Genomic DNA, 25,793 nt, shown 5'->3' with positions numbered 1-25,793 from the left:
CGCCGCCGCCCGGCCCGGCCGACGGACCGGGGACCGGCGGGACAGGGAAAAACGGTCGTCGATGCAGCGGCTGCGAATGTCATGTCTTCCTCCGCCCGGCGGCGCCTGGCCGCCCGTTGCCCGCGCCCGCCGGCATGGGCCATGCCGGGACGATAGCAAGCCAAGGACATGATGATAAAATTACATTGACACCATTCTTCATACCGAAATCGGTATGGAAAATGCCGCGCTTGCAGCATGACGCGCAAGCCGGCCGGTACGGGCTTCCACCGCCGGCGCCCGATCACCCCGCCCGCCGGACAGGACAGCGACAGGCTATTCCTCCAGCCCCTCCAGCAGCCCCGGCGACATCTCCTCCCAGAAGGCGGCGATGCGGGTGCTGTTCAGCGGCGACATCCAGCCGTGCTTCTCGAAATCATCGCGCATCCGCGCATCGGAAAGCTGCGCCAGGAACAGCCGCTTGTCGGCGTCGCGCTGGGTGGGCGTGCGGGCCTTGACCGCCTCGAGGATGCGGCGCAGCCGCTCGGCCCGCGGGTTCGGGCCGCCCCCCTCCCCTGCCCGCTCGGGCACCGGGCCGAAATTGCCCTCCAGCGCCGCGGTCAGATAGCCCAGCTTGCTTTTGACATTCTTGCGGGTCTCGACATAGTCGAGCTTCTCCAGCACCTGCTCCTCGCCATGCGCCGAAAGCCATTGCCGCGCCAGCCGGTCGCTGACCCCCAGGCCGCGCAGCCGGGCATAGACCGCGCCATGCCGCATCCCCTCGCCGTCGTCCATGTCCAGGATCGCCAGCTGCGGGTTCTCCTTGATGCGGAAGCGGATATCGGTCACCACCCTGCCCTGCTTCTTGGTCTCGGGGGTCAGCAGGATGTTGCTGGTGCGGTTCACCTCGTCCACCGCCGGCTTGATGACCTTGGCGTTCAGATGCTTGAAGGTCTCGTAATAGGCGCTGCCATCCACCCCCATCAGCCGCCGGAACAGGTCCAGCGGCCACCAGCCGGTCGATCCGGTCCTGACGAAGCGATAGCAGTTCTCGTAAAGCGCCAGCGCGTGGCCGCTGGTGAAGCGGCGCTGGATGTTCAGGTTGATCAGCGCGAAGACCTTCGGATCGTTCAGCTTTTCCGCCAGCGCCGGGGAATAGGCGTATTCGCAGATCCCGCCCTTCAGCTTGGCATAGCTCAGCAGGCTCGACACGCCCCATTCCTGCTGGCCCTTCTCGTCCAGCATGTCCCATTCCGCCACCGTCTCGGCCAGGCCGCGCAGCGACTGCTTCAGCGTATCCATGTCGTTGCTGTTATAGCCGATCATCAGGCACAGCGTCCGCGCGTCGATCTGGTGGCGGGTGCGGCTGGTCAGCGTGTCATAGGCATTGAGCAGCAGCACGTTCGACAGCTTGCGCTGCAGCAGCGTCAGCTTGCCCGAGACATGGATCGCCGCCACATGTTTCTTGACCGCCCCCCGGCGCAGCGCGCCCGAAAGCTGGTCGCGAGGAATATCGTCCATCGCCCTGCCCTTTTTATCGTTACCCGGATTATGACGGATAAGGTACCTTCCGACAACAGCTATCCGGGTTCCCGTCACCGCCGCCGGCGGGTCCCGTAGACGGGTTCCTTTGCGCCGCCGCGGCCGATAAGGCACCCGTTTACAGGAGGCGCAGGTGGCATATCCGGGCGAAACCGGGCCGAAAACCGCATATCCGGGCCGATCCCGCAGCCGGAAACCCCTGTTCCCGCGAATCGGTGCCCGCCATCCCGGAATCGGGTGCCCTTCGTCCCGCAGACGGGTGCCCGTGATCCTGAAAACGGGTGCCGGATTGCCCGTATCATCCTGAAATATCGTGATTTTCACGATGGAAAGATTCTAAAGTCCTGAAAGGAATCACAAGCTTTATGCTGCTGCTTTCTGCTGATTTTTCAGGAATTTCGCTGCGAAACCTCGCAGGGCGATTCACTTGCCCCCGGCGATGTGTAATAGTTTCGCCAAAACACCCATCGAAGCAGCACATCGCAGAGGTAGTGACATGTCCTCAGGCAAGGATCCCCTTCCCCCTTATTTCAACATCAACCCGGCCCGGGCCGCCGAGCGGCTGTCCGAGCCTATCGACACCGCCCGATTCGCAAAAGCCGCCGCCTTCGCCGCCAAGGGCCGCCAGGACCTGGCCGAGCGCGGCTACGCCCCGGACGGCAGGAAGCGCCTGCGCCGCTTCTCGACCTGGGAGGTCTGCCGCTACCTGATCCCGGTGGCGCCGGCGCATTTCCGCCGCGTGCTGCTGAAGAATCCCGACCTGCCGCAGGGCCAGGGCGAGGGCAACTCGAAATGGTTCAGCCTCGACGACGTGCTGCGGCTGCGCGACCATTTCGCGGCCGAGGGCGCGGCCGGCCGCGAATACCGGCCCTGGCGTCCCGAGGGCCTGCCGGCCAAGACCATCGCCGTGGCCAATTTCAAGGGCGGGGTCGGCAAGACCTCGACCGCCGCGCATCTGGCCATGTCGGCGGCGCTGGACGGCTACAAGGTGCTGGTGATCGACCTCGACAGCCAGGGCAGCATGACCTCGATCATGGGCGGCAAGGTGGCCGACGAATGGTCCACCGCCTTCCCGCTGCTGGCCAAGGATTACGCCCTGGCCCTGCAGGACGAGAACCGGGTGCGCGAGGCGGCGGGCCAGACCCCCCTGCCCTTCGACGAGACCCTGACCGAGGCGCTGAAGATCACCGCCCAGGATCTGATCCAGAAGACGCATTGGCCGAACATCGATCTGCTCGGCGCCCAGCTCAACCTCTACTGGGCCGAGTTCCAGGTGCCGGTCTGGCGCATGGGCCTGCGCGGCTGGCCGCTCTGGGACGCGCTTGGCAATGCGCTGGTCAACGACCGCATCGTCGACAACTACGACATCATCATCCTGGATACCCCGCCGGCGCTTGGCTACCTGACCATCAACGCGCTGGCGGCGGCCGATATCCTGCTGGTGCCGCTGGGCGCCTCGTTCCTGGAATTCGATTCGACCGGGCGCTTCTTCGACATGCTCTATTCGACCTTCGCCAGCGTCGAGGAAGGCGAGAACGCCGCCCGCCGCCGCGACGGCCTGCCCGAGATGCGCTTCGAATGGGACGCGGTGCGGGCGATCATCACCCGCTTCGACGCCGGCCAGCAGACCGACCTGGCCAATGTCATCCAGGCCTATTTCGGCGATTTCATGACCACCTACCGGCAGGAGCTGACCGCCATGGTCGGCCAGGCCGGCGAACAGGTGAACGGCATCTACGAGGCCGATTATCGCGAGTTCAACCGCGAGACCTATGTGCGCGGCCGCGAGACCTTCGACCGCACCTGGGCCGAGGTCAAGGAGCTGATCCTGGGCACCTGGTGGCGCGATCTGCAGATGGAACAGGCCGAGCGGGCCGCGCAGGTGAAGGAGCAGGCGCATGGCTAAGCGCAGAAGGCTGGAGACCCCGAGCAGCGCCGATCTGGACCGGATCGAGGAACAGTTTCGCAGCGAAACCTTCGAGCGTCCGGCCCTGGGCCGCGGCATCGCGCCGATCGCCCAGGTCGCCGCCGACAGCGCCGCCCTGACCAGCGCCGAAAGCACCGAGAGCCGCGCCGCCCGCGCCCGGACCGAGGTCGACGCCGCCCGGCTGCGGACGGCGCAGGAGCAGGGGCTGCTGATCGTCGAGCTGCCCCTTGAGCAGATCGACGAGACGGCGATGATCCGCGACCGCCTGGTGATGAACGACGAGGACATGCAGGAACTGCGGCTGTCGATCGCCGCGCATGGGCTGCGGCTGCCGATCGAGGTCTTCGAGATGGAGGCGCCGGACGGGCAGGGACCGCGCTACGGCCTCATCTCGGGCTATCGCCGGCTGCATGCGGTGCGGGCGCTGCACGAGCTGACCGAGGCCGAGAAGCACAGCCGCATCCGCGCCCTGATCCGGCCCCGCACCGAGACCGACGCGGCCTTCGTCGCCATGGTCGAGGAGAACGAGGTCCGCGAGGAGCTGAGCCATTTCGAGCGCGGCCGCATCGCCGTCATCGCCGCCAACCAGGGCGCCTTCGCCAATACCGAGGATGCGGTGAACAAGCTGTTCGCCACCGGCTCGAAGGCCAAGCGCTCCAAGGTGCGGTCCTTCGCGCTGATCTTCGAGGAGCTGGGCGACATGCTGCGCTTTCCCGAGGCGTTGACCGAACGGCGCGGGCTGCGGCTGTCGGCGGCGCTGCGCAACGGCGCCGAGGCCGGGCTGCGGCAGGCGCTGTCGGTGCGCGTCCCCGCCGATGCCGAGGAGGAATGGGCCCTGATCGAGCCGGTGCTGCAGGCGCTGGAAAGCGCGCCGCGCGAGCCGAGCCGGGGCGGGCGACCGCGGTCCCGGCCGGAGGGGGGCTATGGCTGGATCGACGACATGACCATCCGCACCACCAGCGGCATCCTGATCCGCCGGGCCCGGGACGGCAAGGGCCACATCCTGCGTCTGGAGGGCAGCCTGCTGGACGACGAGCTGATGGAAAGCCTGATGCTGGAGATCCGCGCCCTGCTGGAAAAGTGACGGTTTCGCAGCGAAACCCTGGCGCATGCCCCGGCCCGGCTTGATCGCCGGGCCGGGGCATGGCATGTTGGGCCATGCTTGGGCAGCGGCCGGTCAGGTCGCCGACGGGGCAGGGAAGCGGACATCCGGGTGATCCGCACATTCACAAAATTCTGCGGATTGAGCGCGGCGCGCGCCGGGATTCGTTGCCGGTTGCTGGCGCGGTAAAAAACCATGCCTGGGGGTTCGGCTGGCGGGAGGCGCCGGCGCACGCTGGCCGGACGGGTAGTCGCGCAACGGTGAAGAAGGGGACGGGCCGCCCCGGCGGTGGGGCAGTCGCCGCTGTGCGTCCCCGGGCAGGATGGCGCGGATGGCTGGGGATCCGGCAGACGGAAAGGCGGCCGGTCCCGGGGGCCGCGCGGCGCAATCGACAGCGCAGCGGGTCGCTGCGTATCCGGAGATCGCGGTGGCCGGGAAGGCGCCGGGGAATGGGCCGGCGCGGCGGGCGAGGGGGCAGGCCGCCTGCCTGAGAGAAAGGCCGTGCGAGCGGCGCCGTTGCAAGCGGCCTTTGGACAACGGAGAGGGCGGGCGGGCCTGCAGCGGGCCGCCCGCCCGTCATATCCACGTCTTTGCGCATATTCGAATATTCCAAGGGCGCCGGGCGTGAACAGCGCCGAGACGATGCCGATGCGCCAGACCAGGAAGCGCGACAGGATCGGCGCGTGGCGCGGCGGGGCTTCGGCGCCGCCATGCCGGTTGGCGTCGCGGCTGTCGTTCGTTGCCCTGCGGCCGGGGCGTTGCTGACCGGGCCGCGCAATGCGGCTGTTGCCCCCCTGGCGGCCCGGTATCGCGCGCGGCGGCCGGAGCAGGCCGTTCAGGTGCTGCATAATTGCGACAGGGCCGCGCCCGATCCCGGCCGGGCGGCGCCGGGAGGGGTTGCAATGGTTGATGGTTTTGGTAGGTTATCCCTTTCATCCGCGCCTTCAGGCCCGAAGGCCCAGCCGAGCCGCATGCGATGAGTTATCGCCACTCCATGACCTGCCATACCGAGGGCATCCGGCCCACGACGCCCGTGCAATGGCGCGGCCTGGACGGGTTGGTCAGCGTCTATTGGCAGGCCGAGGGCCAGACCGGCGCCCGGGGCTATTACCTGTCGCCGGACCCGCGCATCGTCTTCTTCTTCAACGACGTCGCCTCGCAGATCCGGCTTTCCAACCGCGACGGCGGCATCGGTCGCCATTGCCGGCCGATGACGCGGGCGATCTATGTGCCGGCCGGGCTGCCGATCTGGACCCGCTTCACCGCGCCGCACGCGTTTTCGCATCTGGACCTGCATGTGCATCAGGACCGGCTGCTGCGCTTCCTGTCGCCGCCGCTGGGCCGGTCCGAGGCCATGGCGGTCCTGCGCCGCCCGGTCGAGACCCAGGACGCCGCCGCCATCGACGCGCTGGCGCGGCTGCTGGTCGACGAGGTGGCGGCGCCGCGCCGGCACGGGCTTTATGCCGAAAGCCTGGTCGGCAGCATCTTCGGCGCCCTGCTGGACCTGCCGCAGCAGGCCGAGGCGTGCCCGGCGGCGCGGCTGACGCCGGCGCAGATGAAGCGGCTGCGGGCGCGGCTGGCGGCCCGGCCCGACCGGCGGCTGACGGTGGCCGAGATGGCCGAGAGCGTCGGCCTGTCGGACAGCTGGTTCGCGCATGTGTTCAAGGCCACCACCGGCACGACGCCGCTGCAATGGCAACTGGGCCAGCGCATCGGGCTGGCCCAGCGGCTGCTGCTGGATCCCGAGCTGCGGCTGGCCGACATCGCCGCGCAGCTGGGTTTTTCCGACCAGGCGCATCTGACGCGGGTGTTCCGCAAATCCTGCGGCACGCCGCCTGCGGCGTGGCGGCGGGCGCGGCTGGCGGGGCAGGGGGAACACGCGGTGGTAGATGTGCAACAGGCCCTGCCAATCCCGGCCGGGACCGCAGCTTTGGACAAAAACCGCAGCATCCTTCAAGACGGGTGCCGGCAAGACGGTTAACCGCCCGGCTTGCGGTAAACGACCCAGCCAGTCCTTCGTTCCTGTCGAAGCCAGCCAGATCAGCATTGCCAGCAGGATCATACTACAGGAGTGCCTCATGGCCGTGCAACGAACCGGCTTCGCCCGGAACAAACCCCTGTCCCATCGTGCCGCCCGGTCGCTGCTCTGGTCGGGAACCGCGCTTGTGCTGGCAGGCACCGCAATGGCGCAGGACGGCGTGGAATCCCAACCCATCGTGCTGGAGACCGTGACCCTGACCGGCGGCGCGATCCGGGCGGCGGACAATTCCATCGTCGAGGGCCATACCGCCACCGGCTCGAAAACCCCGACCGAACTGGTGGAGGTGCCGGCGCAGGTCTCGGTGGTGACCGAGGACGATCTTCGGACCCGCGACCCGCGGACCCTCATGCAGGCGCTGTCCTATACGTCCAGCGTTTCGGTTGACGAATACGGTTCCGACAACCGTTACGACTTCTATCGCATCCGCGGCTTTTCGGCATCCGGCACCTATCGCGACGGCCTGCCGCTGCGCACCTTCAACTTCACCGGCGGCCGGATCGAGCCCTATTCGGTCCAGCGCATCGAGGTGCTGAAAGGCTCGACCTCGAGCCTGTTCGGGTTGAACGGGCCGGGCGGGCTGGTCAATGTCATCACCAAGCGGCCGCAAAGCGATCCTTTCGGCGAGGTCTTCGTGACCGCCGGCGACGGCATCGCCGAGACCGGCGTGGATTTCGGCGCCCCGATCGACGCGGACGGGACCTGGACCTATCGCCTGACCGCGAAACTGCAGGACAGCGAGGATGGCAGCCCGGCGCTGAACGACGACCGCGCCTATCTTGCCGGGGCGCTGACCTGGAAGCCCGGCGATGCGACGGCGCTGACGCTGCTGGCGAATTACTACGACATCGACGGCAATGCCGGAAACAGCATTCCCGTCGGCTCGGCCGTGTCGCGCGACACCTATTTCGGCGAGCCGGATTTCAATGCGCTCGACCGGATCGAGCGCAGCTTCGGCTATGAGTTCAGCCATGATTTCGGCAACGGCCTGACCTTCCGCCAGAACGCGCGCTATTCCTCTTTCGACATGAACCTGAAGCAGGCCTATGTCAGCGGGCTCAGCGGCGATGACGTCCTGCGCTCGGCCTACGAGGTCGATGGCGAGCTGAAGCGCTTCGCCATCGACAACCAGCTGCAATACGACCGCGACTTCGGCAATGTCGGCAGCCGTTCGCTGCTGGGCGTGGAATATGTCAAGGACGACCTTGACGAGGCCGTGGATTATTTCACCGTGCCTTCGGTCGATATCGACGACCCGGTGCCCTGCGGCCTGCGCTGCCTTGCCCCGGCGGGCGGCACCATCTACGACATGACGCAGAAGTCGACCGGCATCTATCTGCAACAGGAACTGACCTTCGGCGACCGCTGGATCCTGACGCTGGGCGGGCGTTACGACACGGTCAGGACCGATACCGGCGCCGCTGCCGGCACGAACGAGCAGGACGCCTTCACCAAGCGCCTGGGCCTGACCCACAAGATCAATCCCGACCTGGCGGTCTATGCCAATTATTCGGAATCCTTCGAGCCGGTCTCCTCGGGCTATGTGCCGGCGCTGACCGACGCGCCCGAGCCGCAAGAGGGGCGGCAATACGAACTGGGAATGAAATACCGGCCTGCCGGGGGCGATGCCTTGCTGAGCGCGGCGCTGTTCGACCTGAGCCAGACCAACGTGCCGCGGGTGAACGACGACTTCACCTATTCGCAGGTCGGCCGCATCGACGTGCGCGGGCTGGAGATCGAGGGCCGCATGCCCGTCGGCGACCAGGCCAACCTGCTGTTTTCCTATTCCTATTGGGATTCCGAGATCGTCGGCGGCCCGAATGCCGGCAACTCCCCCGAGCTGACGCCGAAGCATCTGGCCTCGGTCTGGGCGGATTACACCTTCGCGGACAACAGCCCGGCGGCCGGGCTGCGGCTGGGCGGCGGGGCGCGTTTCCTTGGCTCGCGCTGGTCGGATGACGGCAATACGGTCAAGATCGGTTCGGCGGTGGTCTTCGACGCGATGGCCAGCTATCCGCTGACCGACAAGACCGAGCTGGCGGTGAACGTGTCGAACCTGTTCGACCGGAAATACATCTCGGAATACAACTTCACCAACACCTCGATCTTCTATGGCGACGGCCGCAGCGTGCAGGCCACCTTGCGCCACCGCTGGTAGGATCCGATCTGCGTGTCGCCGCTGCGATGGCGGCCCGTCGCCGGCCGGGACGCGGATCCGTGTCCTTGTCCGGACCGGCCCTGTCTTGACTCGCGCCGGGCGGCATGAAACCGCCCCTGGCCGCCGCCCGTGGAAGGAACCGCATCATGCCCCGAGACCGAATCCGCCCCGTGCTGGCCTGGGCCCTGCTGGCCGCGCTGGCACCGATGGCCGGCCGCGCCGAGACCCCGGCGCCGGCGGGCTTTCCGCTGGAGATCCGCCACGCCTTCGGCACCACCACCATCCCCGCCAGGCCGCAGCGGGTCGCCACCGTGGCCTGGGCCAATCACGAGGTGCCGCTGGCGCTGGGCATCGTGCCGGTCGGCTTCGCCGCGGCGCGTTTCGGCGATGACGACGGCGACGGCGTGCTGCCCTGGGTCGAGGCGCGGCTGCAGGAGCTGGGCGCCGAAACCCCGGCCCTGTTCGACGAGGGCGACGGCATCGACTTCGAGGCGGTCGCCGCCAGCCGCCCCGATGTCATCCTGGCCGCCTATTCCGGGCTCAGCCGGGCCGATTACGACACGCTGAGCCAGATCGCCCCGGTCGTCGCCTATCCCGAGACGCCCTGGGCGACGGACTGGCGCGAGATGATCCGGCTGAACAGCGCCGGCCTGGGCCTGCAGGCCGAGGGCGAGGCGCTGATCGCCCGCATCGAGGGCCGGATCGCCGGCACGCTGGCCAAACATCCGCAGCTGGCCGGAAAATCGGCGATGTTCGTGACCCATCTCGACACCACCAATCTCAGCCTGGTCAGCTTCTATACCACCCATGACACGCGGGTGCAGTTCTTCGCCGATCTGGGGCTGCGCTCGCCGCAAAGCGTGGTCGCGGCCTCGGCGGATGGCAGTTTCTCGGGTCAGGTCAGCGCCGAGCGGATCGACAGCTTCGACGATGTGGACATCCTGGTGACCTATGGCAGCCGCGACCTGTTCGAGGCGATGCGGCAGGATCCGCTGATCTCGCACATGCCGGCGGTCCGGAACGATGCGCTGGTGATGCTGGGCAGCGATCCCCTGGGCACGGCGGCCAACCCGACGCCGCTGTCGATCCCCTGGGTGCTGGACGATTACGTGGCGCGGCTGGCCGAGGCCGCCGCCGGCAAGGCCCGATGACGATGCAGGCCGGCGTCCTGCCGTGCCGCCGGACGGCGCGCAACACGTTGGGGCTGGCGGCGGCGCTGCTGCTGGTGGCGCTGCTTTGCGGGCTGTCGGTGGCGATCGGTACCCGCGAGGTGGGCTGGGACGACATCGCCGCCGCGCTGGCCGGCCGGGCCGAGACCATCGGCCAGGCCGCCGTCGCCGCGCGGCTGCCGCGCACCTCGCTGGCCGGTCTGGCCGGGGCGGCGCTGGGCCTGTCCGGGGCGCTGCTGCAGGGCGTCACCCGCAACCCGCTGGCCGATCCGGGCATTCTGGGCATCAACATGGGCGCGGCGCTGGCGGTGGTGGTGGGCGTGGCCTGGCTTTCGATCACCTCGGCCGAGGCCTATATCTGGGCGGCGATCCTGGGCGCCGGGCTGACGGCGGTCTTCGTCTATGTCATCGGCTCGCTGGGCCGGGGCGGCGCCACGCCGCTGAAGCTGGCGCTGGCGGGGGCGGCGACCTCGGTGGCCTTCTCGTCGCTGGTGATCGCGGTGGTGCTGCCGCGCGGCGACATCGCCGGGGGCATCCAGTCCTGGCAGATCGGCGGCGTCGGCGGCGCCACCTTTGCGCGGCTGGCGCCGGTACTGCCCTTCCTGGCGGCGGGCTTCGCGATCAGCCTGCTTTGGGCGCGCAAGCTGAACGCGCTGGCGCTGGGCGACGAACTGGCCGCCGGCCTGGGCGAGAATGTCGCCCGCACCCGCGCCATCGCCGGGCTGGGCGCCATCCTGCTGTGCGGCGCGACCACGGCGGTCTGCGGCCCCATCGGCTTTGTCGGCTTGGTGGTGCCGCATTGCTGCCGGCTGCTGGTCGGCACCGATCACCGCTGGCTGCTGCCCTTCTCGGCGCTGGCCGGGGCGGGGTTGCTCTTGGTCTCGGACATTCTGGGCCGCATCCTGGCCCGGCCGGGCGAGCTGGACGTGGGCATCGTCACCGCCTTCGTCGGTGCGCCCTTCTTCATCTGGATCGTGCGCCGCCAGCGGCTGCGCGCGCTGTGACCATGGCCGACACCCCTACGCTTGCCGCCATCGCCGCCGCGCGGCAGCGCCGCTGCCGCCGGCGCCGGGCCATCCTGGCCGGGCTGGCGCTGCTGATCGCCGCAATGCTGGGGCTGACGCTGATGCTGGGCCAATCCTTCACCCCGCCCGGGCAGGTGATCCGCGTGCTGGCCGGCGAGGAGGTGCCGGGCGCCGGCTTCACCGTGCGCCAGCTGCGGCTGCCGCGCGCGGTGCTGTCGGTGCTGGCCGGGCTGTGCTTCGGCATGGGCGGTGCGGCCTTCCAGATCATGCTGCGCAATCCGCTGGCCAGCCCCGACATCATCGGCATCAGCTCAGGCGCCAGCGCCGCGGCGGTGCTGGCCATCGTGGTGCTGGGGATCAGCGGGCCGGCGGTGCCGATCCTGGCCGTGGCGGCGGGGCTGGCGGTGGCGCTGGCGATCTACGGGCTGTCCTTTCGCGGCGGCGTCGCCGGCACCCGGCTGATCCTGGTCGGCATCGGCGTCGCCGCCATGCTGCACAGCGTCATTGCCTATACGCTGTCGCGCGCCCCGGCCTGGGATCTGCAGCAGGCGCTGCGCTGGCTGACCGGCAGCGTCAACGGCGCCCGGCTGGACCAGGCGCTGCCGCTGCTGGCGGTGCTGGTGCTGGCGGGCGGGGCGCTGCTGGCGCGGTCGCGCGACCTCGAGGCGCTGCGCATGGGCGAGGACATGGCCGCCGCGCTTGGCGTCCGGGTCGGGCCGACGCGGACGCTGGTGATCGGCTGCGCGGTGGGCATGATCGCCGTGGCGACGGCGATCACCGGGCCCATCGCCTTCGTCGCCTTCCTGTCGGGGCCGATCGCGGCGCGGATCGTCGGCAGCGGCGGCTCGCTGCTGCTGCCCTCGGCGCTGGTCGGCGCGGCGCTGGTGCTGGCCGGCGATTATTGCGGGCAGTTCCTGATGCCGGGCCGCTATCCGGTCGGCGTCGTCACCGGGGCGCTGGGGGCGCCCTATCTGATCTACCTGATCGTGCGGGTGAACCGCGCAGGAGGCTCGCTGTGACCGCCGAGAACCGACTGATCGCCGAGCGGCTGACCGCCGGCTATGGCGAGGCCGCCATCCTGCGCGACCTGGACCTTGCCGTCGCGCCGGGCCGCATCACCGCCATCGTCGGGGCCAATGCCTGCGGCAAGTCCACGCTGCTGCGCAGCCTGGCGCGGCTGCTGGCCCCGGCGCAGGGCCAGGTGACGCTGGACGGCCGCGCCATCCACCGCATCCCGGCCCGCGAGCTGGCGCGGACGCTGGGGCTGCTGCCGCAATCGCCCATCGCCCCCGAGGGCATCACCGTGGCCGAGCTGGTCGGCCGCGGCCGCCACCCGCATCACGGTCTGATGAGCCGCTGGAGCGCCGAGGACGACCGCGCCGTCGCCGCGGCGCTGGACGCCACCCGGACCGCCGAGCTGGCCGAGCGGCCGGTGGACGAGCTGTCAGGCGGCCAGCGCCAGCGGGTCTGGATCGCCATGGCGCTGGCGCAAGCGACCGGCATCCTGCTGCTGGACGAGCCGACGACCTTCCTGGATGTCAGCCACCAGGTCGAGGTGCTGGACCTGCTGGTCGATCTGAACCTGACCCGCGGCACCACCATCGTCATGGTGCTGCACGACCTGAACCTGGCGGCGCGCTATGCCGACCTGCTGGTGGCGATGCGCCGGGGCCGGCTTTACGCCTCGGGCCCGCCCGAGACGGTGCTGACCGCCGAGACCTTGCGCGCCGTCTTCGGGCTGGACAGCCGCGTGGTGACCGATCCGATCTCGGGCCGGCCGATGATGCTGCCCATCGGCCGGCACCGCATCGGTGCCACGGCCGAGCCCGGCGGCAAGGCGCAGGCGCGGCAGGCTCAGTCGAAATAGGCCGGGAATTCCTGGCGCAATTCCTCGACCTTGGCCACGGTCTGGCTGAGATGGTCGCGGATCGCCGCCATCGCCGCCTCGGGATCGCCCGAGGCGATGCCGTCCAGGATGGCGTAATGCCCGGCCAGGATGTTCAGCACCTTGCCCTTTTCGGGCAGGTGCAGGCGGCGGATGCGCTCCAGATGGCCCGAGCGTTCGCGCACCAGCTGATGCAGCCCGGCGCGGCCGAGGCCGGCGAACAGCGTCTGGTGGAACAGCTCGTCCAGTTCCTGGAACACGGCGATCTGGCTGGAATCGTCGGCGATCGCTTCCTGCATGCGCACGATCGAGCGGGCGCGGGTCACGGTCTCGGCGTCGCGCTCGGCCGCCAGCCGGCGGCAGACCTCGGTTTCCAGGGCCACGCGCAGGAAATGCGCCTCGTAGGTGCGGGGGATGTCGATCCGCGTCACCGTGGTCTTGGATTGCGGGAAGATATGCACCAGCCCTTCCTGCTTGAGCAGCTGCAGCGCCTCGCGGATCGGGGTCTGGCTGACGCCATAGGTCTCGGTCAGGTCGGTGCGCGACAGGGTGGTGTCGGGCGGCAGTTCCAGGGTGATGATGCGCTTGCGCAGGCTTTCATAGACGCGCTGCACGGTGCCGCCCCCCGCCTGGCTGGGGGTGGCGGGCAAGCCCAGGCTGGCCGCAAGCGATGTCGCCATTCCGAACACTCCTTCGATCGCCCGAAGCCTAAGCGCTGGGCAGGGCGTCAACAACAGAAATAACGCTATTGATATAGTTGTTGAACTGAAATATTAGTATTCCTGACGAGGCGCCAAGTGATTCCGGCGCGAAGGAGGGGTCATGTCGAGACAAAAAGCCGCCGGCGAGCTGCGCTCGGCCCGCTGGTTTGCGCCGGACGATCTGCGCAGCTTCGGCCACCGGTCGCGGATGATGCAGCTGGGCTATGGCGAGGCGGATTTCCACGGCAAGCCGGTGATCGGCATCCTGAACACCTGGTCCGAGCTGAACACCTGCCATGCGCATTTCCGCGAACGCGCCAAGGACGTGGCGCGGGGCGTGCTGCAGGCGGGGGGCCTGCCGGTCGAGATGCCGTCGCTGTCGGTCGACGAAAGTTTCACCAAGCCGACCTCGATGCTTTATCGCAACATGCTGGCGATGGAGACCGAGGAGATGATCCGCTCGCACCCGCTGGACGGGGTGGTGCTGATGGGCGGCTGCGACAAGACCACGCCGGGGCTGGTCATGGGCGCGATTTCGGCGGGCATCCCGATGATCTATCTGCCGGCCGGCCCGATGCTGCGCGGCAATTATGCCGGGCGCATCCTGGGGTCCGGGTCGGATGCCTGGAAATACTGGGACGAGCGCCGGGCGGGCAATATCACCGATCAGGAATGGATCGGGCTGCAGGGCGGCATCGCGCGCTCGGCCGGGGTCTGCATGACCATGGGCACGGCCTCGACCATGACCGCCATCGCCGATGCCATGGGGATCACCCTGCCGGGCGCCTCGTCCATCCCTGCCGTTGATGCCAACCACCAGCGCATGGGCGCCGAGTGTGGCCGCCGCATCGTCGAGATGGTGTGGGAGGATCTGACCCCCGACCGGATCGTCACCGAGGCCGCGGTCAGGAATGCCGCCGTGGTGGCGATGGCGACCGGCTGCTCGACCAATGCCGTGGTCCATCTGATCGCCATGGCGCGGCGCGCGGGCATCGACCTGACGCTGGACGACATGGACGCGCTGGGCCGCACCACGCCGCTGATCGCCAATGTCCGGCCCTCGGGCAAGGACTACCTGATGGAGGATTTCTATCCGACATTCCCCAAGTGGCCTGCCGCTTGACTTCAAGATCGCCTGATTTTGCTCGCTGGGCAAGCGTTTTTCGCCCCGAGCGGTGTCTGTCGTCGCGCAAACGGCCGAAGTCGGGTGGATCAAGCCTCGAACCCGCAGCATTCTGGCCCGGCAGAGCCGCTTTTCCGCGCGGCAGACGGACCTGTCCTGCCGCTTTCGTTCAGCTTGGGCATGGATCGTGGTCATGCGCATGACGGAGGCGTTCGAAGACGGCGGATGGCGGCAAGGACGGCCCGCACCATCGGGCCGGTGACGGCGACCTCGGCCAACTGGAAGGTAATGGCGCGGGCGTGGCGGACGACGCGGGCGCCGATCTTGATCAGCTTGAGTTGCAGGCTGGTCAACGACCAGTCCGCCATGGCCTCGGGCAGTTCGATGCAGCGCAGGAAGGTTGCCAGGTTGTAGGCCAGCGCGTGCAGTTGCAGCCGCACCTCGTTGTGCCGGAACTTCCGGCATGACAGCCGCGTCCAGCGAAAGGCATATTTGCCTTCCTTGATGTGCTGCTCTGCGGTGCCGCGCTGGTTGTAGAACCTCACCACCCAGTCTGGCTCCATCGGCAGGTTGGTGACGATGAAGCCGACTTTGGGGAACAGCTCGCCCGGATGCCATTCGATCTTGGCGATGACGCGGCGCGGCTTGTCCCAGGACGCCGCCTGATACTCGAAGTCCTCGAAGAACCGTTTGACCTTGGTCAGCGAAGGCCGTCCCACGGGCCGTGTCAGCCGATGCGCGATCTTCTCGCGCAAGACGGCGTTGGCGGGCAGACGGATGGCGTAGAAGAACCTGGCTTCTTCCAGCCGCATATAGATCGCGGGGATCGCGTAGGCAGCGTCGGCCCGGAAGAAGCGTCCACCAAGGTCGCGGCCAGCATATCGGGCAATGACGGGATCAAGGACATCCCGCCAGCCATCGGCGCTGTGGACATTGCCGTTACGCAGGGCGCAGCGCTCCAGCATGCCAAACTGGTTGAACAAGAAGATGGGGTGATAGCAGGTGCAGTCGAAATGCCCGTTCCAGGCAGCACCTTCCTGATCGCCGTGGGTGGGGCTGACCGAGCTGTCCATGTCCAGCACGATGTATTTCAACCCGTTGCGGTCATGAAACCGGTCGATCCATTGGCCGTTCAGATCGGCCAGCGCCGCCCGGTTCGCGGCCAGAGCCAGCGTCTCGGTCTCGAACCGTCCCATCTGCGATGCCGAAGCAGCTTGCGCCTCGACGGCCCTGCCGCCAACGACCTGACGCATCACGGGATCGAGGGCCAAGCGGTCGGCATCGTTCACATCCTCGTATCCGGCCAGTCGTCCGAACACCGATTGCCGGAACAATCCGTCAAGCCGATGGAGCGTGTTCTTCCCGGTGCGGCTGTCTCGCAGCGCCTCCGACGCCAGATTGGACAGGCCGAGCACGTCATCAAGCTCGCGCATCACCAGCAGGCCACCGTCTGAACTGATCTGCGCACCACGGAACTCCAGACGCACACGGCGGTCGAAATCAACCCGATCTCCCCGCGCCAAGCCCGCACCCTCCAGGTGATCCATGAAACGCGCCCCTCGCAGCCGTCAACGCCATGATTTATATGCGAAATATCACGATTACGACAGCGAAATCAGCGACTTACTTGGAGAATGTGGGTTCTATTACGCCGGCGGGTTGCGCGCGCTGATGAAGTGGATCGAGGACCGGCTGGACCTGTCCTGCATGACCGTCACCGGTCAGACCATGGGCGAGAACCTGGAAGGCGCGGCGATCTATAATGACGACGTGATCCGGCCGCTGTCGAACCCGGTCTATCGCGAAGGTTCGCTCGCGGTGCTGAAGGGCAACCTGTGCCCGGACGGCGCGGTCATCAAGCCCGCCGCCTGCGATCCGCGCTTTCACCTCCACGAGGGCCCGGCGCTGGTCTTCGACAGCTATCCCGAGATGAAGAAGGCCGTCGACGACCCCGACCTGGACGTGACGCCGGACACGGTGATGGTGCTGCGCAATGCCGGGCCGCAGGGCGGGCCGGGCTTTCCGGAATGGGGGATGCTGCCGATCCCCAAGGCGCTGATCAGGCAGGGCCATCGCGACATGCTGCGGATTTCCGACGCGCGCATGTCGGGGACCAGCTACGGCGCCTGCATCCTGCATGTCGCGCCGGAAAGCCATGTCGGCGGACCGCTGGCGCTGTTGCGGAACGGCGATACCGTGCGGCTGGACCTGCCCGCGCGCCGCCTGGACATGCTGGTGGACGAGGCCGAGCTGGCCCGCCGCCGCGCCGCCTGGACCCCGCCGCAGCCCCGGTTCGAGCGCGGCTATGGCTGGATGTTCCTGCAGCACGTCACCCAGGCCGACCAGGGCTGCGACTTCGATTTCCTGCAAACCGACTTCGGCCGCCCGGCCGGCGAGCCCGACATTTTCTGAGGCATGACCATGACCGAACACCCGCTTTCCGACGAAACCCGCGCCAAGCTGAAGACGGTCTCGACCGCCTCCATCGCCACGGCGCTGTATAAGCGGGGCCTGCGCAACCAGTTCATCCAGGGCGTGGTGCCGGTCGCGCCCAAGGACGAGAACATGGTCGGCCCGGCCTTCACCCTGCGCTATATCCCGGCGCGCGAGGATCGCAACCCGATCACCGTCTTCCGCAACGCCGACCACCCGCAGCGCGTCGCCATCGAGACCTGCCCGGCCGGTCACGTGCTGGTCATGGACGGGCGCAAGGATGCCCGCGCCGCCACCGCCGGCTCGATCCTCATCACCCGGCTGGCGCTGCGCGGCGCGGCGGGCGTGGTCACCGATGCCGGGATGCGCGACGCCGAAGGCATCGGCAGGCTGGACATGCCCGCCTATTTCGCCCGGGCCTCGGCGCCCACCAACCTGACGCTGCACGAGGCGCTGGACATCGACGTGCCGATCTCTTGCGGCGACGCGCCGGTGTTTCCGGGCGACATCATGGTGGGGGACAAGGACGGCGTGATGGTGATCCCGGCGCATCTGGCCGACGAGATCGCCGAGGAATGCACCGGCATGGAAAGCTATGAGGATTTCGTGCTGGAACAGGTGCAGGGCGGCGCGGCGATCATCGGCCTTTATCCCTGCACCAGGGACGAGAACCGGCAGAAATACCAGGACTGGCGCGCCCGCACCGGCCGCTGAGCCCTTGGCCGCCCGCAGCCGCGGAAAGGACTTCCGATGCGTTACACCCCCCATGGCAAGCACCTGATCGCCGGCGACTGGATCGCCACGGAACGGCAATTTCCCAATGAGCCGGCCCATGGCCCGGCCTGCAGCTTTTCGGTCGGCACCGTCGATCTGGTGCACCGTTCCTGCGCGGCCGCCGAGGATGCCTTCCGAAGCTACGGCAATGCCTCGCGCCAGACCCGCGCCGCGCTGCTGGAGGCCATCGCCGAGGAGATCGAGGCCCGCGCCGAGGCGATCACCCAGATCGGCAGCGCCGAGACCGGCCTGCCCGAGGCGCGGCTGCAGGGCGAGCGCGGCCGCACCGTCGGCCAGTTGCGGCTGTTCGCCGAGCATATCCGCAAGGGCGATCATCTCGACCGCCGCCACGATGCCGCGTTGCCCGACCGCCAGCCGCTGCCGCGCCCGGATATCCGCATGGTGCAGCGCCCGATCGGGCCGGTGGCGGTGTTCGGCGCCTCGAACTTCCCGCTGGCCTTCTCGACGGCGGGGGGCGACACCGCCGCCGCCCTGGCCGCCGGCTGCCCGGTGGTGGTCAAGGGCCATTCCGCCCATCCCGGCACCGGCGAGATCGTCGCCGAGGCCATCCATGCCGCCATCGCAAAGACCGGCACGCATCCCGGCACCTTCAGCCTGATCCAGGGCGGCGACCGCAAGGTGGGCGCGGCGCTGGTCCAGCATCCGCTGATCAAGGCGGTGGGCTTCACCGGCTCCGTTGCCGGGGGCCGGGCGCTGTTCGATCTTTGCGCCGCGCGGCCCGAGCCGATCCCGTTCTTCGGCGAGCTGGGCTCGGTCAACCCGATGTTCCTGCTGCCCCATGCCACCCGCGCCCGGGCCGAGGATCTGGGCCGCGGTTGGGCCGGTTCGCTGAGCATGGGCGTGGGTCAGTTCTGCACCAATCCCGGCATCGCGGTGGTCGCCGACGGCGCGGATGCCGACCGGTTCGTCGCCGCCGCCAAGGCGGCGCTCGAAGCCGTTGCCCCGCAGACCATGCTGACCAAGGGCATCGCGCGCGCCTATCGCGACGGCCAGGCGCGCTTCGAGACGCGCAATGCGGTGACGCCGGTCCTGACCACCGACAGCCATGGCCGCGCGGCCAGCCCGAACCTTTACCAGACCACGGCCGCGGCCTGGCTGCAGGACCCCGCGCTGGGCGAGGAGGTGTTCGGGCCGCTGGGTCTGGTGGTGCGCGTGCGCGACCTGGCCGAGATGCTGCGGCTGGCGCGCGGCTTCCAGGGCCAGCTGACCGCGACCATCCACATGGACGCGGCCGATCTGGCCGAGGCGCAGGCGCTGCGCCTGGTTCTGGAACGCAAGGCCGGCCGGGTGCTGGTCAACGGCTTCCCGACCGGGGTCGAGGTCTGCGACGCCATGGTGCATGGCGGCCCCTATCCGGCCAGCACGAATTTCGGCGCCACCTCGGTCGGCACCCTGTCGATCCGCCGCTTCCTGCGCCCCGTCGCCTATCAGAACTTCCCCGAAGAACTCTTGCCCGAGGATCTGCAATGAAGGATGTCCCCATGATCGCCCCCGACCAGCTGCGCGAGATCATCCGCACCGGCCTGCTGTCATTTCCGGTCACCGCGTTCGACGATCAGGACCGCTTCAACCCCAGGCCCTTCGCGGCGCATCTGGAATGGCTGTCCTCCTATCCCGTGGCCGGGCTGATCGTCGCCGGCGGCACGGGCGAGCTGTTCTCGCTGACCCCGGGCGAGGTGGTCGAGGTGGTCCGGACGGCGCGGCAGGTTTCGGGCGATCAGCCGGTGATCGCCGGTTGCGGCTACGGCACCCGCATCGCCTGCGACATGGCGCGCGAGATCGAGGCGGCCGGCGGCGACGGCATCCTGCTGTTGCCGCATTACCTGACCGAGGCCCCGGCCGAGGGCATCGCCGACCGCATCCGTGCCGTCTGCAACGCCACCCGGATGGGCGTGATCGTCTACAACCGCGGCCAGGCGCGGGTCAGCGCCGAACAGCTGGCGCAGCTGGCCGACGAATGCCCGAACCTGATCGGCTTCAAGGACGGCACCGGCGATATCGACATGGTGCGCCGCGTCACGGTGCTGCTGGGCGACCGGCTGTCCTATATCGGCGGCATGCCCACGCATGAGCTGTTCGCCCAGGCTTACAAGGGCGCGGGGATGCCGACCTATAGCTCGGCGGTGTTCAACTTCGTTCCGGAAACGGCGCTGAAATTCCATGCGGCCTTTACCGCGGGCGACGACGCCACCTGCGAACGGATGCTGCGCGATTTCTACTATCCCTTCGCGAAGATCCGCGACCGCAAGGCCGGCTATGCGGTGGCGGCCGTCAAGGCGGGCGTGCGGCTGCGCGGCTTCGATGCCGGCCCGGTGCGCGCGCCGCTGACCGACCTGACCGAGGACGAGATGGGCATGATGCAGGCCCTGATCGACAGCGCGCCATGACGCTGCAATCCGCGCTGACCGGCATCTCGGGCATCCTGGTCACGCCCTTCGATGCCGAGGACCGGATCGCGCCGGCGCGGCTGGGACCGATCCTTGACCGGGCGCTGGCGGCAGGGCTGCATGTGCCGGTGGTCAACGGCAATACCGGCGAATTCTACAGCCTGACCGTGGACGAGGCCGAGGCGATCTGCGCCGAGCTCTGCGCCATGATCGATGGCCGGGCGCCGGTGCTGGCCGGGGTGGGGCGGTCGGTCAAGGACGCCTGCCGGCTGGCTGCGGCGGCGGCGCGGGCCGGGGCGGCGGGGCTGATGGTGCATCAGCCGCCCGATCCTTTCGCGGCGCCGCGCGGCGTGGTGGATTACGTCCGCCGCGTCGCGGATGCGGGCGGCGGCCTGCCCTTGATGCTGTATCTGAGGAACGACGCCATCGGCACCGCGGCCATCGCCGCGCTTTGCGCCGTCCCCGGCATCATCTGGGTCGGCGGGCTGGCCGAGGTCTGGGCGCCGGCGCTTTACGCGGTCGGGGCGCGCGGCTTCACCTCGGGGCTGGTCAACATCTGGCCCGAACGCTCGCTGGCGATCCATGCCGCGCTTGAGAGCGGCGACTATGCCGCGGCCCGGGCGCTGATCGCCGGCATGGCGGCTTTCGAGGAGATCCGCGCGCAGGAACTGAACGGCACCAATGTCACCGGCGTCAAGGCGGCCTTGCAGGCCATGGGCCAGGATTGCGGCCCGACCCGCCCGCCCGCCGCCTGGCCGCTGACCGAGATCCAGCAGCGGCGCATGACCGACTTCCTGCGTCGCGCCGGATTGCCGCAAAACTGAAATATTAATGTATGTAAATACGGGACAGGCTAGACTGCGAAACGGAATCGGGGCGAGCGGACGCCAGCAGCCGCCGCGCCGGGCCATGAAAACAGCCCAACCGGGCAAGGGAGGATCCATGAACACCAAAGCCATCTTTCTGTCGGGGACGATCCTGGCCGCCGGCCTGTCGCCGGCCCTGGGGCAGGAGGGCGGCCGCGACGTGACGGTCGTGCTGTCCGAAACCGTCAGCGTGGTCGAGCCCTGCATGGCCGCGCGCCAGGATGTCGGCCGCGTCATCTCGGAAAACGTGAACGAGATGCTGATCGAGTTCGACTATGTGAACGGCGGGCTGAAGCCGCGCCTGGCGACGGAATGGAGCCAGGTCGACGCCGACACCTGGGAGTTCAGGCTGCGCGACGGGGTCAAATGGCACGACGGCAGCCCCTTCACCGCCAAGGACGTGCAGTTCAGCATCGAGCGGAACAAGAACGCCGACCTGTCCTGCGAAACCGGCGGCAAGTATTTCGGCGGCATGGAGTTCGGCTTCGAGACGCCGGACGACCACACGATCCGCATCACCACCACCCCGCCGCAGCCGATCCTGCCCTTGCTGCTGTCGGTGATGCCGGTGCAATCGGCCGCGACCACGCCGGCCGGCGAGTTCGACCGCAAGCCGAACGGCACCGGCCCCTATGTCTTCAGCGACTGGCAGAACGGCCAGTCGATCAACCTGACCCGCAACCCCGATTACTGGGGCGAGCAGCCGCAGGTGGAAAAGGCCACCTACCTGTTCCGCTCGGACAGCGCGGTCGCCGCCGCGATGGTCGAGACGGGCGAGGCGGATATCGTGCCCTCGATCGCCTTGCAGGACGCCAACAACCCGGAGACGGATTTCAGCTATCCGAATTCGGAAACCACCTCGCTGCGCATCGACACCCGGGTGGAGCCCACGAACGACCGTCGCATCCGCGAGGCGCTGAACCTGGCCGTGGACCGGCAGGCGATGATCGGCACGCTGTTCCCGGCGGATGCGCAGATCGCCACGCATCTGGTCGTGCCGACCACCATCGGCTACAATCCGGACGTTCCCGCCTGGCCCTATGATCCCGACCGCGCCCGCGACCTGGTCGAGGCAGCCAAGGCCGACGGCGTGAACGTCGACGCGCCCATCCGCATCATCGGCCGCAACGGCATGTATCCCAACGGCACCGAGACGATGGAGGCGATGATGGCGATGTTCCAGGACATCGGCCTGAACGTCGCGCTGGACAGTTATGACGTCTCGGTCTGGAACAACTATTTCGTTTCGCCCTTCGTGGCCGATGCCGGGGCGACGCTGACCCAGTCCCAGCACGACAACGCCACCGGCGATCCGGTCTTTACCGCGCATGTGAAATACGCCTCGGACGGCGCGCATTCCATGGTCCGCGACCCCGAGGTGGACCGGCTGATCGCCGAGGCCAGCGCCGCCACCGGCGAGGCGCGCACGACGCTGTGGCAGCAGCTGTTCACCAAGGTGAATACCGAGATCATCGCCGATGTGCCGATGTTCCACATGGTCGGCTTCACCCGCGTCTCGCCGCGGCTGGATTTCAAGCCGACCATCGCCACCAATTCGGAACTGCAATTGCAGCAGATCCGCTTCAGGTAACCGGCAGCCGGGCCGGGACCGCCCGGCCCGCCCCCGTGAGAGGAGATGCCGATGCGCTATGACCGCTCGGAGCTGCTGGCCTATGCCGAAGCCCTGCTGACCCGCGCCGGGATGGAGCCCGACAAGGCCGCCGTCACCGCCGAGATCCTGATCGAGGGCGACATGATCGGCCACGACACCCATGGCTTGCAGCTGATGCCCTGGTATCTGGAATGCCTGGCGGAGGGCAGCCTGAACGGTATCGGCAGCTACGAGGTGGTGGCCGACAAGGGCGCGGGCTTCGTCTGGGACGGGCGGCTGCTGCCCGGCGCCTGGCTGCTGACCCGCGCGCTGGCTCAGGCGATGGAGCGGGTGCGCGACCACGGCATCGTCGGCGCCGCCATCCGCAATTGCCACCATACCTGCGCGCTTTCGGCCTATATGCGGCGGGCGACGGATCGGGGGCTGATCGTGCAGCTGTCGGTGTCGAACCCGGCGGCGCGGCGGATGGCGCCCTATGGCGGCACGCGGGCCGTGCTGACGCCGAACCCGCTGGCCATGGGTTTCCCGACCTCGGGCGATCCGATCCTGGTGGATCTGTCCTCGTCGATCACCACCACCACGATGACGCAGCTTCTGGCCAAGCGGGGCGAACGCTATCCCGAGCCCTGGGGCCTGACCGCCGAGGGCCAGCCCACCGACGACCCGCGCGAGATCACCGAGCGCGGCGGCACCATGATGCCCCTGGGCGGCGCGTCGAAGGGGCACAAGGGCTATGGCCTGGCGCTGATCGTCGATCTGCTGGGGCAGGGGCTGTCGGGCAAGGGCCGCGCCAATACCCAGGCGCCCGGCCCGCTGGCGCAAAGCGCCTTCCTGCAGGTCATCGACCCGGCTTTCTTCGCCGGGCTGGACGCCTTTACCGGACAATCCGACTGGCTGGCCGAGGCCTGCCGCAGCAATCCGCCGGCGCCCTGGAACAGCGGCGCGGTGCGGGTGCCGGGCGACGCGGCCGCGGCCAGGCGGCGCGAGGCGTTGCGGCTGGGCGTGCCGGTGGCCGGGAACGACTGGCAACGCCTGGCGAGACATGCCGAGCGGCTGGGCGTCGCGGCGCCCGAGCCGCTGTCCCGGCAGTGACCCGGCATCCCGGTCCCGGCTGCCGCCGGGGCATGACCGGCCGCTCGGGGCTGCTCGCCGCCGGGCTGATGCTGGCCGCGGCGGTGCTGGCCGGGCTGGATGCGGTGATCGTGCGGCTGCTGGCCGGCGAGGTGCATCCGCTGGTCATCGGCTTCTTCCGCGCCCTGTTCGGGCTGGCGGCGGTGCTGCCCTGGATCCGGCGCGTCGATCTGCGCGCCTCGCCCTGGCGGTGGATGCATGTGCTGCGCGCCGGGCTGAAACTGGCCGCGCTGGTCGCGGTCTTCGTGGCCTTCGCCCATGCGCCGCTGGCCGATGCGATGGCGCTGACCTTCACCATGCCGCTGCTGGTCACGCTGGGTGCCTGGGTCTTTCTGGGCGAGAGCATCGGCCGCGCGCGCCTGCTGGGCGCCCTGGCCGGTTTCGGCGGCGTGCTGATCGTCGTGCGCCCCGGCGCCGGCTTCGATCCCTGGCTGCTGTTCGCCTTCGCGGGCGCGGTGCTGACGGCGGCGATCCAGCTGATGCTGCGCCACATGACCCATGCCGACACCACCCAGCGGCTGGTGGCCTGGAACCTGATCGCCATGGTGCCGCTGGGGCTGCTGGCCGCGGCGGCGGTCTGGACGACACCCAGCCCGGCGCAGCTTGGGCTACTGGCCCTGCAGGGCGCGCTGGGGGCGCTGAACATGACGCTGATCACCCGGGCCTTCGCGCTGGCCGATGTCTCGTTCCTGGCACCGCTGGACTTCCTGCGCCTGCCGGCGGTGGCGATCCTGGCCTGGCTGGTCTTTGCCGAGGTCGCGCCCGGTTCGACCTGGATCGGCGCCGGGATCATCGTCGCCGCCAGCCTGATTTCGCTGCAGGCCGGCAAGCGGCAAAAAAATTCTTCCCAAGAGCGTCAGAGATACTAATATATCAATTCAGGTGCGACGATTCGCCCCATCGGCCCGGCGGAGGATCAGGGCCGGCGCCGTCGCCCCCGGGGCTGCGGCCAGAGGGCAGGGTCGGAACTGCCACGCAACGGAGGAGGGGTCGACCCCATGACCAGCTTCATCGGGAAACGGGCGCTTGCCAGCGGCATATCGCTGGTCGGCCTTGTCATCCTAGTCTTTTTCCTGTCCCGGCTGACCGGCGACCCCACCAACCTGTACCTGCCCTTGGATGCCTCGATCGAGGCGCGCGAGCAGTTCCGCGAGCTGCACGGCTTCAACGACCAGCTGGCCGTGCAGTTCGGCCGCTATGTGCTGGATCTGGCGCAGGGCGATTTCGGGGAATCGCTGCAGCAGGCCCGCCCGGCGATGGAGGTGGTGCTGCAAGCCTTCGGCTGGACGCTGCGGCTGGCGGTCATCACCATGACCTGCGTGACGGTCGCCGCCATCGTCATCGGCTCGCTGGCGGCCTTCAGGGTCGGCGGCGTCTTCGACCGCATCGCCACCTTCTTTTCGCTGATCGGCGCCTCGGCCCCGGATTTCTGGCTGGCCATCGTCGCCATCGTCATCTTCGCGGTGAACCTGCACTGGCTGCCGACCTCGGGCACCGGGACGCCCTGGCACTGGGTGCTGCCGGTGGCGGTCTTGTTCGTGCGGCCCTTCGGCCTGATCCTGCAGGTGGTGCGCGGCGCGATGATCACGGTGCTGTCCTCGGCCTATGTCAAGACGGCGCGGGCCAAGGGGGTGCGCAGCCGGCCGATCATCTTCGTGCACGGGCTGCGCAACGCCATGCTGCCGGTCATCACCGTGATCGGCGACCAGGCGGCGGCGATCCTGAACGGCGCCGTGGTGATCGAGACGATCTTCGGCTTTCCCGGCATCGGCAAGCTGATGATCGACTCGATCCTGCTGCGCGACTTCTCGGTGGTGCTGGCCTCGATCATGGTCTCGGCGGTCGCCATCTTCATCATGAACCTGTTGATCGACATCGCCTATGCCATGCTCGATCCCCGCATCCGGTATTGAGCGATGG

Annotated in this window: 19 protein-coding genes and 2 pseudogenes; 18 read left to right on the top strand and 3 right to left on the bottom strand. The window is 68.6% G+C overall.

What is annotated here, in order from left to right; translation table 11 throughout:
• Positions 1-315: 315 nt before the first annotated feature.
• The gene (locus NBE95_RS18275) at positions 316-1,500 is read right to left on the bottom strand and encodes a replication initiation protein (RefSeq protein ID WP_289896459.1); all 1,185 of its coding nucleotides are present in this window, start codon (positions 1,498-1,500) and stop codon (positions 316-318) included.
• A 517-nt stretch (positions 1,501-2,017) separates the two neighbouring features.
• Here NBE95_RS18275 and NBE95_RS18270 point away from each other — a divergent pair.
• From NBE95_RS18270 to NBE95_RS18235, 8 genes are all read left to right on the top strand, one after another.
• On the top strand, positions 2,018-3,427 hold the full coding sequence (locus NBE95_RS18270) for an AAA family ATPase (RefSeq protein WP_289896458.1): 1,410 nt from the start codon (positions 2,018-2,020) through the stop codon (positions 3,425-3,427).
• A complete protein-coding gene (locus NBE95_RS18265; RefSeq protein ID WP_289896457.1) occupies positions 3,420-4,532 on the top strand; it encodes a ParB N-terminal domain-containing protein in 1,113 nt (370 codons plus the stop codon). The genes NBE95_RS18270 and NBE95_RS18265 overlap by 8 nt, the downstream gene beginning before the upstream one ends.
• 994 nt (positions 4,533-5,526) lie before the next feature.
• Positions 5,527-6,531 carry an AraC family transcriptional regulator gene (locus NBE95_RS18260; protein WP_289896456.1) on the top strand — a complete coding sequence of 335 codons (1,005 nt, stop codon included), beginning with the start codon at positions 5,527-5,529 and terminating at the stop codon, positions 6,529-6,531.
• A gap of 97 nt (positions 6,532-6,628) precedes the next feature.
• Positions 6,629-8,746, top strand: coding sequence for a TonB-dependent siderophore receptor (locus tag NBE95_RS18255; RefSeq protein WP_289896455.1), 2,118 nt, complete (start codon positions 6,629-6,631; stop codon positions 8,744-8,746).
• 206 nt (positions 8,747-8,952) lie between these two features.
• The gene (locus NBE95_RS18250) at positions 8,953-9,897 is read left to right on the top strand and encodes an iron-siderophore ABC transporter substrate-binding protein (RefSeq protein WP_289896528.1); all 945 of its coding nucleotides are present in this window, start codon (positions 8,953-8,955) and stop codon (positions 9,895-9,897) included.
• Positions 9,894-10,919, top strand: a complete 1,026-nt coding sequence (locus tag NBE95_RS18245) for an iron ABC transporter permease (protein ID WP_289896454.1) — start codon at positions 9,894-9,896, stop codon at positions 10,917-10,919. The genes NBE95_RS18250 and NBE95_RS18245 overlap by 4 nt, the downstream gene beginning before the upstream one ends.
• A 2-nt stretch (positions 10,920-10,921) precedes the next feature.
• The gene (locus NBE95_RS18240) at positions 10,922-11,959 is read left to right on the top strand and encodes an iron ABC transporter permease (protein ID WP_289896453.1); all 1,038 of its coding nucleotides are present in this window, start codon (positions 10,922-10,924) and stop codon (positions 11,957-11,959) included.
• Positions 11,956-12,807, top strand: coding sequence for an ABC transporter ATP-binding protein (locus NBE95_RS18235; protein WP_289896452.1), 852 nt, complete (start codon positions 11,956-11,958; stop codon positions 12,805-12,807). The genes NBE95_RS18240 and NBE95_RS18235 overlap by 4 nt, the downstream gene beginning before the upstream one ends.
• Here NBE95_RS18235 and NBE95_RS18230 read toward each other — a convergent pair.
• Positions 12,795-13,505, bottom strand: a complete 711-nt coding sequence (locus tag NBE95_RS18230) for a GntR family transcriptional regulator (RefSeq protein ID WP_289896451.1) — start codon at positions 13,503-13,505, stop codon at positions 12,795-12,797. The genes NBE95_RS18235 and NBE95_RS18230 overlap by 13 nt on opposite strands.
• 142 nt (positions 13,506-13,647) lie before the next feature.
• On the opposite strand from NBE95_RS18230, the pseudogene NBE95_RS18225 reads away from it, so the two are divergent.
• Positions 13,648-14,619, top strand: a pseudogene (locus NBE95_RS18225) (dihydroxy-acid dehydratase); the annotation flags it as partial.
• A gap of 221 nt (positions 14,620-14,840) precedes the next feature.
• On the opposite strand, the gene NBE95_RS18220 reads toward NBE95_RS18225, so the two are convergent.
• Positions 14,841-16,196, bottom strand: a complete 1,356-nt coding sequence (locus NBE95_RS18220) for an IS1380-like element ISPme1 family transposase (RefSeq protein ID WP_012112698.1) — start codon at positions 16,194-16,196, stop codon at positions 14,841-14,843.
• Positions 16,197-16,290: 94 nt separating this feature from the next.
• On the opposite strand from NBE95_RS18220, the pseudogene NBE95_RS18215 reads away from it, so the two are divergent.
• From NBE95_RS18215 to NBE95_RS18175, 9 genes and pseudogenes are all read left to right on the top strand, one after another.
• Positions 16,291-17,061, top strand: a pseudogene (locus NBE95_RS18215) (dihydroxy-acid dehydratase); the annotation flags it as partial.
• A gap of 9 nt (positions 17,062-17,070) precedes the next feature.
• Entirely contained in the window at positions 17,071-17,796 is a 726-nt protein-coding gene (locus tag NBE95_RS18210; RefSeq protein WP_289896450.1) for a ribonuclease activity regulator RraA, read from the top strand.
• A 36-nt stretch (positions 17,797-17,832) separates the two neighbouring features.
• The gene (locus NBE95_RS18205; RefSeq protein ID WP_289896449.1) at positions 17,833-19,347 is read left to right on the top strand and encodes an aldehyde dehydrogenase (NADP(+)); all 1,515 of its coding nucleotides are present in this window, start codon (positions 17,833-17,835) and stop codon (positions 19,345-19,347) included.
• An 11-nt stretch (positions 19,348-19,358) separates the two neighbouring features.
• On the top strand, positions 19,359-20,264 hold the full coding sequence (locus NBE95_RS18200) for a 5-dehydro-4-deoxyglucarate dehydratase (protein ID WP_289896527.1): 906 nt from the start codon (positions 19,359-19,361) through the stop codon (positions 20,262-20,264).
• Positions 20,261-21,088 (top strand): dihydrodipicolinate synthase family protein, encoded by an 828-nt coding sequence (locus tag NBE95_RS18195; RefSeq protein WP_289896448.1) that lies wholly within the window; start codon positions 20,261-20,263, stop codon positions 21,086-21,088. The genes NBE95_RS18200 and NBE95_RS18195 overlap by 4 nt, the downstream gene beginning before the upstream one ends.
• A 118-nt stretch (positions 21,089-21,206) precedes the next feature.
• The gene (locus NBE95_RS18190) at positions 21,207-22,721 is read left to right on the top strand and encodes an ABC transporter substrate-binding protein (protein ID WP_289896447.1); all 1,515 of its coding nucleotides are present in this window, start codon (positions 21,207-21,209) and stop codon (positions 22,719-22,721) included.
• A gap of 45 nt (positions 22,722-22,766) precedes the next feature.
• Positions 22,767-23,834 (top strand): Ldh family oxidoreductase, encoded by a 1,068-nt coding sequence (locus tag NBE95_RS18185; RefSeq protein WP_289896446.1) that lies wholly within the window; start codon positions 22,767-22,769, stop codon positions 23,832-23,834.
• Between the two features lie 32 nt (positions 23,835-23,866).
• Positions 23,867-24,742 carry a DMT family transporter gene (locus tag NBE95_RS18180; RefSeq protein ID WP_289896445.1) on the top strand — a complete coding sequence of 292 codons (876 nt, stop codon included), beginning with the start codon at positions 23,867-23,869 and terminating at the stop codon, positions 24,740-24,742.
• A 129-nt stretch (positions 24,743-24,871) separates the two neighbouring features.
• Positions 24,872-25,786, top strand: a complete 915-nt coding sequence (locus tag NBE95_RS18175; RefSeq protein ID WP_289896444.1) for an ABC transporter permease — start codon at positions 24,872-24,874, stop codon at positions 25,784-25,786.
• Positions 25,787-25,793: the final 7 nt, after the last annotated feature.

This window comes from Paracoccus sp. TOH (assembly GCF_030388245.1).
GTDB lineage: Bacteria > Pseudomonadota > Alphaproteobacteria > Rhodobacterales > Rhodobacteraceae > Paracoccus > Paracoccus simplex.
Note: the sequence above shows the minus strand (reverse complement) of the source record. Positions and strands in the feature narration are given on the sequence as shown.